Raw genomic sequence first — 15,243 nt, forward strand, 5'->3', positions numbered from 1 at the left:
GGCCAGTCTTTAGCAGCAGCCATCGCGTGTCAAGGGTTTCAGCGCCGGCAGCCAGCGCCGGCCGCGCGCGGTCTGGGGAAGTGCCGTGTTCAGTAGGCGCGGTGTTGAGCAGAGTGGGCCTTTAGCGGTACCGGCGGTGGAGGTTCTCACCGGCCTCCGGTCCGTTGGCCCACTCGGAGATCCACGGCCCGGTGCCCTCGGACTGGTCCAGCACTCCGTCTTCCAGCCAGGTGTAGCGACCCGCCAGCACTCCCTTGGCGAGCTGCCGGTCTTCGGCATCCGAATTGCGCCACAGGTCATCAAAGAGCGTGTCCGTCCGGACCCGCGACTGGGCGCAGAAGGCGGCGGCCAGCTCATAGGCTTCTGCGCCGGCGGCGGGGTCCTTCAGCCGCATGGTTTCCGCCCGCATGCAGACCGCAGACACGGCAAAGAGTTCAGCGCCAATGTCCACAATCCGGCCCAGGAATACCTGGTGGTGCTCCAGCCCCGCCTGCCAGCGGGCCATCCCGTAAAACGTGGAACGGGCAAGACGCCGGGACGCGCGGTCAGCGTAGCGCAGGTATACGGCCAGGGGGCCAAATTCGGCGTAGGCCGTTGGCACGGTTCCCCGGCCGGCTGCGAGGGTGGGGAGCCAGCGGCCGTAGAATCCGCTGGCCTTCATGGCTGCCCGGGCTTTGTTGCCCAGCGGTGCGTCGGCTACGGCCAGATCGCCCGCGGCCTTCAAGTGGGCATCCACCGCCTCCCGGGCAATCAAAAGGTGCATGATTTCCGTGCTGCCCTCAAAAACCCGGTTGATCCGAAGGTCCCTCAGCTGCTGCTCGGCGGCCACCGCCCGCTCGCCGCGCGCGGCCAGGGAAGCAGCCGTTTCAAATCCCCGCCCGCCGCGGACCTGCACCAGTTCGTCAGCGATCCGGTAAGCCATCTGCGAAGCCCACAGTTTGGCCAGCGCTGCCTCAATCCGGATGTCCTTGGTCCCGGCGTCGGCCATGGTGGCTGACAACTCAAAGACGCTCTCCAAGGCAAAGGCGGTTCCGGCGATGAAGGCAACTTTCTTCGCCACCGCCTCGTGCCGGCCGATCGGCTGGCCCCACTGCTCACGTGTGCCGGTCCAGCCCCGGGCGATTTTCAGTGACCACTTCCCCGCTCCGGCGCACAGTGCGGGAATGGACAGGCGGCCGGTGTTCAGCGTGGTGAGGGCGATCTTCAGGCCCTGGCCTTCCCTGCCAAGCCGGTTGGCAGCCGGTACCCGCACGCCGCGCAGCCGGGTCACACCGTTTTCAATGCCCCGCAGGCCCATGAAGTTGTTCCGGTTTTCCACGGTGATCCCCGGGGTGTCCATTTCCACTACGAAGGCGCTGATGCCGCCTTTTTCCGTGCCGTGCGGCGGCACGGCTGCCATGACCACCACCAGTTCCGCAATGACCCCGTTGGTGGTCCACAGCTTCACCCCGTTCAGGACGTATTCACTGCCGTCTTCGGAGGGCACCGCGGTGGCACGCATCCGTGCGGGGTCGGATCCGACGTCGGGCTCTGTCAGCAGGAAGGCGGAGATGGCTCCGGACGCGCAGCGGGGCAGATACTCTTCCTTCTGCGCCTCGGTGCCGAACACCTTGACCGGTTCCGGTACACCGATGGACAGGTGGGCGGACACCAGTGCACCCAGGCTGGGATGCACGGATCCGAGCAGCATCAAGGCGCGTCCGTAGGCAAGCAGGGACAGTCCCAGCCCGGAATACCGGCGGGGAATCTTCATGCCAAAAACCCCCAAATCCGTCAGGCCCCGCAGGTAGTCGTCCGGGATAACCCCGGTGGATTCGATCACCTGTCCGTCCAGCGTCTTGCAGAAAGCGGCCAGCCGGTCGAGGAAGTCGCGTTCCCGGATCGCTTCTTCCGGATCGGGAAGCTGGGGGCGGATGAGGTCCAGGTTGTAGCTGCCCATGTAAATGCCCTTGGCGAAACTGGGGCGCCGGTCCTCGGCGATCCGGGATTCCTCCGCCAGCGCCCTGGCATCCCGGGCGGTGACCACCCGTTCCCTGACCGTTTTGGCGCCGTCGGTCGAGGTGCTGCGGGCATCCTGCAGGTCCTTTGTGCTCATGGCACTTCCCCTTCGCTCGGGCTGCTCCAGGCAGCCCCCGTTGGCCGTGCGGCTCAGCATACGCGCGGTCACCACGGGCAGAAAGGGTGTTCGGGAGTATGTCCGCCCATTCGGTCCGGACGTAAGAATCTTGACAAGACCCCCCTGCTTAGCGTTGGAATGGTAAGCACACTGATTATTTACATGCCAACTGGAGACACGAACACGGAACACGTACAGGGAAGCAGGCAAATGCAGAACGAGGGGGATTGGGAAGCCGTCCGGCTGCTGTCCACGGCAGCGCGATTGGTGCGGCGCGAAGTGGACAACCGGCTGAGAGATGTGGGCCTGACGCAGGAGCGGGTCACTGTCCTGAGGGTCCTGAAGACGGACGGGCCGATGAAGCGCGCCGAACTGGCCCGGCGGCTGCGGGTGACTGCCCAAACGCTTGGAACGTCGCTGGTGACCATGGCCCGCCAGGGACTGGTGCGTGAATTGCCCCCTGCCGCTGCAGGGGCCCCGCGCAGGGTTGTGGCCATTTCCGACCTTGGCCGCCAACTGCTGGTGCGGGCCGATGACATTGAAGCGGCAGGATTCAGCGCTGATATCCGCCCTGAGCTTCGCAGCGAACTTATTGCCCTGATCCGGGAACTGGAAGTTCACCGCGGCGCCGGGGCCTCCGCCCCGTTGTAGGCCTCAGCCCCGCTGCGGGCTTGTGCGCGGTGCCGGCCGCGCCGGGTAACGTGATTGATGTAGAGGGAAACATCGTTACGGCCCCAGGCCGGAAGAGGGTTGAAAATGACTGTTGGCATTCGGGTTGCCGCCGCCGATGAGATCGAAGAAGGTACGGCGGTCAAGGTCGACGCCGAGGCTGCCGGAACAGCCGACGATATTGCGGTGTTCCACAGCGATAACGGAAACTTTTACGCGCTCAACGACACGTGCACCCACGAGGAAGCGTCGCTGTCCGAGGGGTGGATCGAGGATACCGAAGTGGAGTGCCCCATTCATTCCGCACGCTTCTGCCTGCGCACCGGTGAGGCACTCTGCCTGCCCGCCCTGGTGAACGCAAAGGCCCACCGCGTGGAAGTTCGCGACGGCGAGGTCTACCTGTACCCCGGAGAAGCCCCGGCATAACAACCGGGCGGACTTCCGATTACGCAAGACAGACGTTGCGTAATTACGCTAAGGATAGGTTAGCCTTACTTTGTCCGGATTTTCCGGGCAACGTCTCGTAAAAATCCACACCCTTAGTCAAGGAGCCCCCATGGCCCTGTCCCGGATGCGCCGCGCTGCGGCCGTTGCCGCCGTCGCCGTCTTGTCCCTCTCCGCCTGCTCGACCGGCTCTACCGGCGGATCGAGCGACAGCGGAAGTTCCGCAGAAGCGGCAGCCGATTCGTTTCCGGTCACCATTGAGCACGCCTTCGGTGAAACCACCATTGAATCCGCTCCCGAGCGCGTAGCCACCGTTGCCTGGGCCAATGCGGAAACTGCCCTGGCGCTGGACGTTGTTCCGGTGGGCATGCCCACCATCGTGTACGGCGGCAACGAGCAGGGGACCACCCCGTGGATCGATGAAGCGCTGGAAGAGCTGGATGCGCCGATCGGATCCGAAAACGCTCCGGTCCAGTACTCCGAAGCAGACGGCATTGCCTTTGACGATGTGGCAGCCACCAACCCTGATGTCATCCTTGCTGCGTACTCCGGGCTGACGCAGGAAGACTACGACAAGCTTTCCAAGATTGCCCCCGTAGTCGCTTACCCCGATGCTCCCTGGGGCACTTCCTGGCAGGACACCGCCACGATGATCGGTACGGCGCTCGGCGTCAGCGACAAGGCGGAGAAGCTGGTGGCTGACACTGAGCAGTCCATCAAGGATGCCGGTGCGCAGTACCCGGAACTTGCCGGCAAGTCCTTCATCTACGGCAACCTCGCCAAGGGAGCCTCCTCGGTTTACACCTCCCTGGACAACCGTCCCAAGTTCCTGACCGAGCTGGGCATGGTCCAGGCCCCCGTGGTGGATGAGAATGCGCCCGCCGATGCCTTCTACTTCCCGTGGGCTGATGAAGATGCCAACCAGCTGGATTCGGACATCTTCGTGACGTGGGTTGCCGATGACGAGGCCGCTGCTGCCATCGTCAATGATCCGCTGCTGGGCCAGATCCCCGCCGTGAAGAACGGCGCCCTGGTTGCAGACTCCGACGCCGAGCGCGTCTTCTCGGTCTCCGCAATCAACATCCTCAGCGTGCCGTACGCCCTGGACAACGTAGTTCCGATGGTCGCCAAGGCGGCCGCTGCGGCCGACGCCGCCAAATAGGTCCGCCGTTCGCCCCCTTGAGCGGGCGAGGCTGACGCAAGAGGGCATCCCTGAATTCAGGGGTGCCCTCCGGCGTTGCTGAGGTGTTTCGGATCTCACGGAAATCAGCCGCTGCCGATTGGACAGGACCCCCGGGGAAGCTGTCACGATCGAACGTATGCATGATCTTCTTTCCGCTGTGTCCGGGTTCAAGCCCCTCTTAGGTGTTCTCATAGCCGTGGCAGTGGCCCTGCTGCTGGCCCGGATCGTGAGGGAATCCACCGCAAGGATTTTCCGGCGCGTACCGAGGATCCGCGAGGTAACCGCACTGGGGCGCAACCCGCTGCGGCTGACGCTGTCCCTGATAGGCATCCGGATTGCCGTGGGTGTCACGATGCGCGGCTCCGAGTGGTTCCCGTCGATCAATTACGGGCTGACCCTGGCGCTTATTGCATCCCTTGCCTGGCTGGCCGTGGTGATCCTGCTCATCGTTGAGGCGATGCTCCTCACCAAGTACAAGACGGACACCAAGGACAACCGCCGGATGCGCCGGCTGAAGACGCAGGTGATGCTGGGGCGCCGCGTGGGCGTGGCCGTCATTGTCATCATTGCGGTGGCCTGCGTCCTGCTCACTATCCCGGAGGTGCAGGCGCTGGGAGCCGGTATTCTCGCCTCCGCAGGTTTGATCTCCATTGTTGCGGGCCTTGCCGTTCAGAGCACCCTGACCAACGTCTTTGCCGGCATGCAGCTGGCCTTCACCGACGCCATCCGCGTTGACGATGTGGTGGTGGTTGAAACGCAGTGGGGCACGATCGAGGAAATCACCATGACCTACGTGGTGGTGCATCTGTGGGATGACCGGCGGTTGATCCTCCCCTCCGCCTACTTCACCACCACGCCCTTTGAGAACTGGACGCGGAAGCAGTCCGCCATCCTTGGCACAGTGGAACTGGATTTGGACTGGCGGGCGCCGGTGGGTGATTTGCGCGCCCATCTGACGGAAACCCTCGCAGGCACTGATCTGTGGGACGGCCGTACCTCTGTGCTGCAGGTAACCGACGCGGTGAACGGGATGGTGCGCGTGCGTGTCCTGGTCAGCGCGGCGGACAGCGGCACCCTGTTTGACCTGCGCTGCCTGGTGCGCGAAGCGATGGTTACCTATCTGCAGGAATGGCATCCCGGAGCGCTGCCTCGCCAGCGGTGGGAAGAGGTCCGTCCGGCTGCCCCGGAGGTGCACCGGGGTCCGCGTTCCACCGGTGCCGGAGATCCGCTGGACACGAGCACGTCCCAGTTCTTCACCGGCTCCCTTGAAGCAGTGGACCAGCGCCACTCCTTCACCGGGCCGGGGCAGCAGGTCTTTGACGAGCGTGAGGAATCCTCCTCCGAGGAGTAGCGCCGGTTTCGAAGGCGGCCGTTCAGCTTCCCGCCGTTGACAACCCGGGCGCCGTCTGGCTGGCTTGGGGCAGGCGACCCGCGGCCGGCGGGCACTGAAGAGGGGTGCAGCAATGGCTGATGAATTTGTGGTCCACGAACTTCAGGGTTCCACCGTGTGGGCCAAGGACGGTGAACGGCTGGGACTTGTGGGCGAGGTGCATCTGGATCGCGCAACCGGTGCCCCCGAGTGGATTACGGTGGCGCTCGGGCTCTTTGAAACGCGCCAGCACTTTGTTCCGTTGGCCGGCGCCCGGCGCGACGGCGAAGACATCTACGTGAACTACACCCTGCAGGCCGTGGATGACTCACCGCAGGTGGACCCCGACAGCGCCCTCAGCGCGGAGGAAGAGATGCTGCTGACTGACTACTACAAAAAGTTTTGACTCCGGCGGCCGCAGGAACCGGATCCATACAAGTAGGTCCTTTGGGAGTAAGCACACTTACCAATAGGATGAAAGCCAGTATTCCAATGGATCCAGGAGGCCTTGATGGCACAGCAGGACAATCGGGAAGGGGCCCAAACGGCTCCCAGCCCGGACGACGCGAGCAAACCGGACAGCCCGGCAGAGGTCACCAAGCCCAGCTGGAAGTACATTGCACGGAAGACGCTCCGCGAGTTCAGCAAGGACCAGTGCACCGACCTCGCTGCGGCACTGACGTACTACACGGTCCTGGCACTCTTCCCGGCACTGCTGGCGCTGGTGTCGATTCTTGGACTGGTGGGGCAGGCTGAGAGCACCACCAACGCCATGCTGGACCTTCTCAAGGAATTCGCCCCCGGCAGCGCCGTGGACGTCCTGGAGGGCCCCATCAAACAGCTGACGTCCTCGAGCAGCGCCGGACTCGCGCTGATCGTCGGTATTGTCGGCGCCCTTTGGTCCGCCTCCGGCTACGTCAAAGCCTTTGGCCGGTCCATGAACCGCATCTACGAAGTGGAGGAGGGACGGCCGGCCTGGAAGCTGCTGCCGACCCAGCTCCTGGTGACCCTGATCCTCATCCTGCTGGTTGCCGCACTGCTGATGATGCTGGTGCTCAGCGGCCCGGTTGCCGAAACGCTGGGCAACTTTATTGGGCTCGGCTCCGAGGCTGTCATGGTCTGGAACATCGCCAAATGGCCAGTGATGCTGGTCTTCGCCGTTTTGCTCGTGGCCATTCTGTACTACGCCACCCCCAACGTGAAGCAGCCCAAATTCCGCTGGATGAGCATGGGTGCTTTCATCGCACTGATCGTGCTGGGGATCGTCACGCTGGGCTTTAGCTTCTACGTGGCAAACTTCGGCAACTACAACGCCACGTACGGCGCCATTGGTGGCGTGATCGTGCTTCTGCTGTGGCTCTGGCTGGCTAACGTGTCGCTGCTGTTCGGTGCCGAGTTCGACGCCGAGGTGGAGCGCGGACGCGAACTGCAGGCCGGAATCCAGGCCGAGGAGTCCGTCCAGCTTCCCCCGCGTGACACGCGCCAGATCGACAAGCGCCAGGAACAGATGGAAAAGGACATTGAGCAGGGCCGCGAGCTGCGCCAGCAGCACGCGGGCAAGGATTACGACGACGACCTGCGCTAGCTGACAACGCAGCCATCCTGCGTTAGCTGACTCCACAAGAGGCCGACCCCGAGCTTGAACGCTCGGGGCCGGCCTCTTGTGGATTTGCTGCGGCTAGTGCTGCTTGGCCTTAACCACCCGGCGCACAAAGTACAGGATCACGCCGAGGGCGAGCAGGATTCCGGCCCGCAGCCACACCGCCCCGGACTGCTGGGCCAGCAGCAGGATGCAGGAGGCAATGGCGAGGTAGGGCAGTACCAGGGGGGCGCGGAAGTGCTTATGGTCCACCTCGTCCTTCCGCAGAACAATGACAGAGATGTTGGTGCTCAGAAAGACAAAGAGCAGGAGCAGCACCACGGTTTCAGCCAGTGAGGCCAGCTCGCCGGTCATCGTCAGGATCATGGCGACGGCCGTGGTGGCAATGATGGCCACCCAGGGCGTCTTGCGGTTCGGCAGGACCTTGGCGAAGACCCCGGGGAACAGGCCCTGTTCGGCCATTCCGTAGGTCAGGCGGCTGGACATGATCATGGTCAGCAGGGCGCCGTTGGCAACGGCTACCAGTGCAATCAGGCTGAACAGCCAATCCGGTACGCCGTATCCGGTGGCGCTGACCACGTCCAGCAGCGGTCCGCTGGAATCGGCCAGGTCTTCTGTGGGCAGGGCGGACGCAGCCGCCAGGCCGATCAGCACGTACACCACTCCGGCCGTCAGCAGAGCCCCGAAGAGTGCCCTCGGATAGACGCGGCTGACGTCGCGGACCTCTTCGGCAACATTGGCGGACACTTCAAAGCCCACGAAGGAGTAGTACGCGATCACCGATGCGCCCAGGACGGCCGTTGCGGGGTTGACACCGTCGGTGAATTGCGTGATCTGCTCGGTGTGACCGTCTCCGCGGCCCACCATGAACGCCACCAGCACAATCACGAGGATCAGGCCGGAGAGTTCGATAACCGTCATCACCACATTGCTGCGCACGGACTCGGAAATTCCCCGCGCGTTGAGCAGGGCGATGAGGAGCAGGAAGACAATGGCCGTGGGCACCGGCGGCACGTCCAGGAACGGCGACAGGTAGTCGCCGCTAAACGCCAGGGACAGCCCGGCGGCGCTGGTGACCCCGGCCGCCAGCATGCAGTACCCCACCAGGAAGGAAACGGCAGGGCGTTTGAAGGCGCGTGCGGCAAAAACCGCTGCTCCGCCGGCCTGGGGATACTTGGTGACCAGTTCCGCATAGGAGGAAGCCGTGAGCAGCGCCAGGAGCAGGGCCACTGCAAGCGGCACCCACACGGCGCCGCCGACTTCGCCGGAGACCTCGCCCACCAGAGCGTAGATTCCCGCTCCCAGAACATCCCCCAGGATGAAGAGATACAGCATGGGACCGGTGATCCCCTGTTTGAGTTTGGAGCCTGATGAGGCCTGTGTGCTGTTGTCCATGGGAGCAATTTTATGACAAAAGTAAGCCTGCTGACTATTTCCCGAAATCTGTTGTACAAAGGAATTATGACTGTTGCTTCTGCTGCCCCCGCTGCCCGCTATGACGTGGTGATTATTGGCGGAGGAATCGCCGGCCTGACGGCGGCCACCGTGCTCGGACGTGCCCGCCGCAAGGTGGCGGTGATCGACGCGGGCCATCCCCGCAATTCTCCCGCCGACCATGTTCACGGCTTTCCCTCCCGCGACGGCGTTGCTCCGGACTATCTGCTGGAGCTGTGCCGCTCCGACCTGGAACGGTATGACGTGGACGTATTGTCCGGGCAGGCCACGCAGCTGCAGCCGGACCGGTCGGTGAAGCTGGCAGACGGAAGGGTGCTGCGCGGCCGGCACGTGGTCATTGCCACCGGGCTGCGGGATGTCCTGCCGGAGGTCTCCGGGGCACGGGAGCGCTGGGGCAAGGACCTGCTGCAGTGCCCCTACTGCCACGGCTGGGAGGTGGCGGACCGTCCGCTGATTGTCTTGGGTTCAAGCCCGTCCTCGGTGCAGCAGACATTCCTGGTCCGCAGCTTTTCGTCAGAGGTGACGCTGCTCGTCCAGGAGGGACTGGACCTGACGGCGGAGGATGTCCGGTCCCTGACGGCCATGGGCGTTCAGATCGTGGAGGGCACCGCGGAGAACCTGCTGGTGCATGATGATGCCCTCACGGGCGTGGCACTGGCAGACGGGCGGCAGCTGGATTGCCGGGCCGTGTTTTGTGAACCCGGCGCCTCGGTGGACCCGTTGCCGTGGTCGGTTCCGGGGTGCCGCCGGGATGCCGACGGCTGCCTGGAAACCGACGCCGCCGGGCGGACCGGCGCCTACGGCATCTGGGCCGTTGGCAACGTCACCGATCCTTCCAGCCAGGTGGTGGCTGCTGCCGGGGACGCCTACCGCCTTGCGGTTGGCCTGAACGCGGAGCTGCTGGAAGAGGACGTCCGGGCTGCGCTCAGCGCCGCGGAGCGAGAAGCGGTGAGCCTTTGACCCCTTCACCCCGGGTCAGTCCGTCCAGAACAAACTTCAGCGATTCAACGGAGGTGCGGCGCGGGTTCCAGCCCAAAACCTCCCGCGCCCGCGAGGTGTCCATGATCGGCGCGCCGGCAGCCATGTCGATCCAGCCCGGATCGGTGCGCTGCAGGTGCGCAGCCCAGGTCAGGCCGACGACGGCGCGCACCAGTTTCACCGGAATGTTCAGCAGGCGCCGGGCGCCGAGCACCCCGGCGAGGATCTCCGGAGTGATCACCGGATCCGCGGCAATGTTGAAGGCGCCCTCGGCGCGCTGGTCCAGCACCCGCCAGTAGGCATCTGCCATGTCATCGGCGTGGACAATCTGGAAGGAAAACTCCTGCGGCAGGGGGATCAGCGGCAGGCTGAGCTTGTTCAGGATGAATTTTGGAACCAGTGGCCCCAGGAAGTAATTGCCGATTTCGTTTCCGGCGTCCGACGAGAAGATCAGGCCCGGACGAAGCCGGGCCACGGGGATCTCGGGGTACTCACGCTCAAACGCGTCCAGCAGTGCTTCCTGCTCGCCCTTGTGCCGGCTGTAGTGCGAGCTGGCGATACCGCGTGCCGGCCAGGACTCGTCGGTGAGCCGGTCCTTGGGTGCAGGGGAGTAGGCCCCCACGGAGGAGGCGCAGACAAACTGGCGCACTCCTGCCGCCGCTGCTGCCGCCAGCGCGTTTTCAGTTCCGTGCACGTTGATGCGGTGCAGCTCCGCCTCGTCATGGTTGGGCTGGATGGCCCAGGCAAGATGGACGACGGCGTCGGCTCCCCTCAGTGCCTCCGTCAGCTTCTCGCGGCCCTCACCGGTGGCGATATCGATGCTGTGCCACTGGACGCCGTCGTACGGCGGGGCGCTGGTGTCGGGCACCCTGCGCGCAATGCCCACAATTTCCAGGTCCCCTCCGCGTTCACCGCGGGCCTGTGCCAGCCGCCGCAGCAGGGCTGTGCCAACATTTCCGGTTGCTCCGATAACAGCTACTCGCATGTGGCTCAATTCCTCCGGCTGATGGTGATGGGATACGGCTGGCGCTGTCTTCGACTCTACCGGTGAGTCGGGCGGCGGAGCAGGGAATGCAGGACCGATTGGCGCCGTTAGGGTTGAGTACCAGAACGAAGCACGCACCAGAACGGGAAATCCCATGGCTGACAGCACTGCAACAGACCAGGACAACGGCTCGGAGTTCAGCACGCGCGGAGCGTATGTCACCGGCGGAACGGAATACACCCGGGACACCAACTACATCGAAACGCGGATCACGCGCGACGGCAGCGACGGCTATCCGGTGGAAGCGGGGCGGTACCGGCTGATCGCTGCCCGGGCCTGCCCCTGGGCCAACCGGACCATCATTGTGCGCCGGCTCCTTGGCCTGGAAGACGCCATCTCGCTGGGAACTCCCGGGCCAACCCACGATGCCCGCAGCTGGACTTTCGACCTGGATCCGGACGGCAGGGATCCCGTGCTGGGTATTGAGCGCCTGCAGGAAGCCTTTTTCAGGCGCACGCCCGGATACAGCCGCGGCATTACCGTTCCGGCCATCGTGGACATTCCCAGCGGCGCCGTGGTGACCAACAATTTCCCGCAGATTACCGAGGACTTCTCCACGCAGTGGAAGGACTTCCACCGCGAGGGAGCCCCGGACCTGCTGCCGGCGGAGCACATGGAGGAGATGCGTGCCGTCAACAAGCGCGTCTTCACCGAGATCAACAACGGTGTTTACCGCTGCGGCTTCGCCGGATCCCAGGAAGCGTACGACGCCGCCTACGACCGCCTGTGGGCGGCAATGGACTGGCTCGAGGACCGGCTCTCCCGCCAGCGCTACCTTGTCGGGGATACGATCACCGAGGCCGATGTCCGCCTCTTCACCACCTTGGTGCGGTTTGACGCGGTCTATCACGGCCACTTCAAGTGCAACCGGAACAAGCTCACGGAAATGCCGAACCTCTGGGGCTACGCCCGGGATCTCTTCCAGACGCCGGGCTTCGGGGACACCGTGGATTTTGAGCAGATCAAAGCCCACTATTACATCGTCCACGAAGACATCAACCCCACCGGGATCGTGCCCAAGGGCCCGGATCTGTCCGGCTGGCTGACCGAACACCACCGCGAGCAGCTCGGCGGCCGGCCGTTCGGCGACGGAACGCCTCCGGGACCGGTGCGCGAGGGTGAAGAGGTCGCTCCGGGGCATGGAGCACTCTGAGTCCAACCGGTCCTGCGGCTATTACGTCAGCCGGACGGTAATAGGGCACAGAAATGTTTCTTAAGCGCCGCGACCGTAGGTTAGCCTTACTTAAGACCATTCCGTCTTAAGGAGGTGCCGCCGTGGGCGTGAACATCAGCTCCCCCGCACCGGCACCGCAGAACATTCGGTCCGGGGCGCCGGCGCGGCAAGTGCCGTCCCCGTCAGGGCCTGCCCGGAACGGCCGCCGGCTGGCCCTGCTGGCCGCCTCCCTCGGTCTGCTGGCGCTGGCCTGCCTGGCATCGGTTGCCTTCGGGGCCCGCGCTCTTCCCTTCGGAACCGTCATTGACGCCCTGACCGCCAACGACCCGGCGAACGGCGACCACGCGGTGGTCCTGTCCCGGATTCCCCGCACCGTGCTCGGTCTGCTGGCCGGAGGAGCGCTGGGACTCGCCGGTGCCGCCATGCAGGGCGTGGCACGAAATCCGCTGGCGGATCCCGGGATTCTTGGCGTCAATGCCGGGGCGGCGTTCTTTGTGGTGCTCGGCATCTACGGCTTCGGTGTTTCCACCTTCCTCGGATACGTCTGGTTTGCGCTGGCGGGGGCGGCACTGGCCGCCGTCCTGGTCTATACCGTGGCGAGTCTGGGCCGGGAGGGAGCCACTCCGGTGAAACTTGCCCTGGCCGGTGCCGCACTGTCCGCCGGACTCGGTTCACTGATGAGCGCAGTGCTGGTCTCCAGCCAGCAGACGCTGGACATCTTCCGGTTCTGGCAGGCGGGCAGCCTCTCCGGCCGGGGCTGGGACGTCATCACCGCCGTCGCTCCCTTCCTGGCGGTTGGTGCCGTCATTACCCTGTGCGCAGGCCGGGCACTGAACGGGTTGTCTTTGGGTGATGACCTGGCCCGCGGACTGGGGCAGCGGGTGGGCCTCAGCCGCGCAGTCACTGCGCTGGGAGTGGTGCTGTTGTGCGGCGCCGCCACGGCCGCCGTCGGACCCATTGGTTTTGTGGGGCTGGTTATCCCGCACATGGTCCGCTCCCTGACCGGCCCGGACTACCGGTGGATCCTTCCCTTTTCCCTGGTCCTGGCACCGGTGCTGCTGATCGCGGCGGACATCATCGGCCGTCTGGTGCTGCCCCCCGGTGAAGTTCCCGTGGGAGTCATGACCGCAATCATCGGCGCCCCGGTCTTCATCTGGCTGGTCCGCAGCCGGAAGCAGGCCCAACTGTGAGCGCGCTGCTGAAGCAGGCGGGAACGCCGGGGGGATCCGGTGCCCGCAGGCGTACGGATGCCGGGCCCGCAGCGGCCCTGGTCCGGGCGGCCCGCCGCCGGTCCCTCCGCCGCGGCCGCACCGTAACCGCGGTCCTGGCCGCCGCCGTCCTCATCCTTTTTGCCGTCAGCATCCTGCTGGGAACCTACACCGTCACCATCCCGGATTTTTTCCGGATCCTTGGCGGGGAACAGATTCCCGGCGCCACCTTCATCGTGATGGAGAGCAAGCTCCCGCGGGCGGTCATCGGCCTCATGGTGGGCGCCGCGTTCGGGATTTCCGGCAGCATCTTCCAGACCATGCTGCGCAATCCGCTCGCCAGCCCGGACATCATCGGCATCAGCTACGGTGCCAGCGCCAGCGCAGTAACGGCCATTGTGGTTTTCGGTGCCGCCGGGAGCACGGTTTCGCTGGCTGCCCTGTGCGGGGCACTGGTGGTGGCGCTGGCCATCTACCTGCTGTCCCGCCGCGGCGCCGCGGCCGGTTACCGGCTGATCCTGGTGGGCATCGGGTTCGCGGCCGTCATGCAGTCCATCGTGACCTTCCTGATGACGCGCACCGACGTGCGGACTGCCTCCCAGGCGCTGATCTGGCTGAACGGTTCCCTGAACTCCAGCAGCTGGGACCGTGCCGTTCCCCTGGCCGCGGCATTGGTCGTCCTGCTCCCCGCGGCTGCGGTCCTGGCGCGGCAGCTGCGCGGACTTGAACTCGGTGATGACACAGCGGCAGGCCTGGGCGTGCGGGTGGAAGCGTCACGGCTGGGCCTGCTCGCCGCCGGAGTGGCACTGGCTGCCGTGGCCACCGCTGCTGCCGGGCCGATCTCCTTCATCGCGTTCCTCTCCGGGCCTATTGCGCGCCGGCTGCTGGGCGGGCGCAACTCCCTCGCCGTATCAGCCCTGGTGGGAGCGGTGATCGTTCTTGCGGCCGATTTTGCCGGAGCCAATCTGGTACCCGGAATATCACTGCCCGTGGGGGTAGTGACCGGTGCCCTCGGCGCCCCGTTCCTGCTGTGGCTGCTGGTCACCGCCAACCGCGTAGGCCGAGGAGGCTGAGATGGGCACAAAACCCAACGACAACACCCTGAGTGCCCGGGATCTGGTGCTTTCCTATGGCGAGCGTGTGGTGGTGGATGGATTGTCCGTCACTCTGCCCGCCGGCCGGATCACGATCATCGTCGGGGCCAATGCCTGCGGAAAATCCACTCTGCTGCGGGGCATGTCACGCCTGCTCAAGCCGGCCGGCGGCGTCGTGCTGCTGGGCGGCCGCGACATCCATGCCCGGCCCGCCCGAGAGGTGGCCCGCACGCTTGGCCTGCTGCCCCAGACGCCCACCGCACCGGACGGCATCACCGTGGCCGACCTGGTGGGGCGGGGACGCTATCCGCACCAGGGATGGTTCCGCCAGTGGACGCCGGACGACGATGACGCCGTCGCCGCCGCGCTGGAAGCCACCGGAACCTTGGACCTGGCTGAACGCAACGTGGACGAGCTTTCCGGCGGCCAGCGCCAGCGGGTGTGGATTGCCATGGCCCTGGCCCAGGAGACGGAGATCCTGCTGCTGGATGAGCCCACCACCTTCTTGGATGTCACCCATCAGATTGAGGTGCTGGATTTGGTCACGGACCTCAACCGCCGGGCGGGCACCACTGTGGCAATCGTCCTGCATGACCTGAACCTTGCCGCCCGGTACGCAGATCACCTGATCGCCATGAAGTCCGGCTCCATTGCTGCCCAGGGTGCGCCGGCGGACATCCTGACCGAGGACCTGGTCCGCGACGTATTTGGCCTTGAATCCCGGGTCATTGAAGATCCGGTCTCCGGAACCCCCATGGTGGTGCCGCTCGGCCGTCACCATGCGCGTCCGCGTGCGGAGACCGAACCGCCTAAACCCGTGGGCTATCTGCCCAACCCGCAGGACGCCCGCCCCGAACCCGAATCAGAAACCCGCCTGGAGGCCGCATCGTGACGCAGGTCAATATCCG

At 65.2% G+C, this 15,243-nt stretch carries 14 protein-coding genes; 11 read left to right on the forward strand and 3 right to left on the reverse strand.

Annotated features, from left to right (window positions below; genetic code table 11):
* Nucleotides 1-121: 121 nt before the first annotated feature.
* A complete protein-coding gene (locus AC4D2W_RS06620; protein WP_490926133.1) occupies nt 122-2,095 on the reverse strand; it encodes an acyl-CoA dehydrogenase family protein in 1,974 nt (657 codons plus the stop codon).
* A 231-nt stretch (nt 2,096-2,326) separates the two neighbouring features.
* Here AC4D2W_RS06620 and AC4D2W_RS06625 point away from each other — a divergent pair, with 231 nt between their 5' ends.
* From AC4D2W_RS06625 to AC4D2W_RS06650, 6 genes are all read left to right on the forward strand, one after another.
* The gene (locus tag AC4D2W_RS06625; protein ID WP_490926134.1) at nt 2,327-2,767 is read left to right on the forward strand and encodes a MarR family winged helix-turn-helix transcriptional regulator; all 441 of its coding nucleotides are present in this window, start codon (nt 2,327-2,329) and stop codon (nt 2,765-2,767) included.
* A gap of 105 nt (nt 2,768-2,872) precedes the next feature.
* Nucleotides 2,873-3,211 carry a bifunctional 3-phenylpropionate/cinnamic acid dioxygenase ferredoxin subunit gene (locus tag AC4D2W_RS06630; protein WP_490926135.1) on the forward strand — a complete coding sequence of 113 codons (339 nt, stop codon included), beginning with the start codon at nt 2,873-2,875 and terminating at the stop codon, nt 3,209-3,211.
* 130 nt (nt 3,212-3,341) lie between these two features.
* On the forward strand, nt 3,342-4,391 hold the full coding sequence (locus AC4D2W_RS06635) for an iron-siderophore ABC transporter substrate-binding protein (protein ID WP_490926136.1): 1,050 nt from the start codon (nt 3,342-3,344) through the stop codon (nt 4,389-4,391).
* Between the two features lie 157 nt (nt 4,392-4,548).
* On the forward strand, nt 4,549-5,763 hold the full coding sequence (locus AC4D2W_RS06640) for a mechanosensitive ion channel family protein (RefSeq protein WP_490926137.1): 1,215 nt from the start codon (nt 4,549-4,551) through the stop codon (nt 5,761-5,763).
* Between the two features lie 112 nt (nt 5,764-5,875).
* Nucleotides 5,876-6,187: a PRC-barrel domain-containing protein gene (locus AC4D2W_RS06645; RefSeq protein ID WP_490926138.1), complete on the forward strand. Its 312-nt coding sequence runs from the start codon at nt 5,876-5,878 to the stop codon at nt 6,185-6,187.
* A 105-nt stretch (nt 6,188-6,292) separates the two neighbouring features.
* Nucleotides 6,293-7,366: a YihY/virulence factor BrkB family protein gene (locus AC4D2W_RS06650; RefSeq protein ID WP_490926139.1), complete on the forward strand. Its 1,074-nt coding sequence runs from the start codon at nt 6,293-6,295 to the stop codon at nt 7,364-7,366.
* 93 nt (nt 7,367-7,459) lie between these two features.
* Here AC4D2W_RS06650 and AC4D2W_RS06655 read toward each other — a convergent pair whose 3' ends face one another.
* A complete protein-coding gene (locus AC4D2W_RS06655; RefSeq protein WP_490926141.1) occupies nt 7,460-8,776 on the reverse strand; it encodes an APC family permease in 1,317 nt (438 codons plus the stop codon).
* 66 nt (nt 8,777-8,842) lie between these two features.
* On the opposite strand from AC4D2W_RS06655, the gene AC4D2W_RS06660 reads away from it, so the two are divergent.
* Nucleotides 8,843-9,796 carry an NAD(P)/FAD-dependent oxidoreductase gene (locus AC4D2W_RS06660; protein WP_490926142.1) on the forward strand — a complete coding sequence of 318 codons (954 nt, stop codon included), beginning with the start codon at nt 8,843-8,845 and terminating at the stop codon, nt 9,794-9,796.
* Here AC4D2W_RS06660 and AC4D2W_RS06665 read toward each other — a convergent pair.
* Entirely contained in the window at nt 9,762-10,799 is a 1,038-nt protein-coding gene (locus AC4D2W_RS06665) for an NAD-dependent epimerase/dehydratase family protein (RefSeq protein ID WP_490926144.1), read from the reverse strand. The genes AC4D2W_RS06660 and AC4D2W_RS06665 overlap by 35 nt on opposite strands.
* 154 nt (nt 10,800-10,953) lie before the next feature.
* Here AC4D2W_RS06665 and AC4D2W_RS06670 point away from each other — a divergent pair, with 154 nt between their 5' ends.
* The 4 genes from AC4D2W_RS06670 (at nt 10,954) to AC4D2W_RS06685 (ending at nt 15,227) form a co-directional block, all read left to right on the forward strand.
* Entirely contained in the window at nt 10,954-12,012 is a 1,059-nt protein-coding gene (locus AC4D2W_RS06670; RefSeq protein ID WP_490926145.1) for a glutathione S-transferase family protein, read from the forward strand.
* A gap of 191 nt (nt 12,013-12,203) precedes the next feature.
* Nucleotides 12,204-13,223 carry a FecCD family ABC transporter permease gene (locus AC4D2W_RS06675; RefSeq protein ID WP_490926805.1) on the forward strand — a complete coding sequence of 340 codons (1,020 nt, stop codon included), beginning with the start codon at nt 12,204-12,206 and terminating at the stop codon, nt 13,221-13,223.
* A gap of 77 nt (nt 13,224-13,300) precedes the next feature.
* Nucleotides 13,301-14,314 carry a FecCD family ABC transporter permease gene (locus tag AC4D2W_RS06680; protein ID WP_490926806.1) on the forward strand — a complete coding sequence of 338 codons (1,014 nt, stop codon included), beginning with the start codon at nt 13,301-13,303 and terminating at the stop codon, nt 14,312-14,314.
* A gap of 1 nt (nt 14,315) precedes the next feature.
* Nucleotides 14,316-15,227, forward strand: a complete 912-nt coding sequence (locus AC4D2W_RS06685) for an ABC transporter ATP-binding protein (protein WP_490926146.1) — start codon at nt 14,316-14,318, stop codon at nt 15,225-15,227.
* The last annotated feature ends 16 nt before the right edge of the window (nt 15,228-15,243 follow it).

This window comes from Arthrobacter sp. TJ-58, assembly GCF_058269295.1.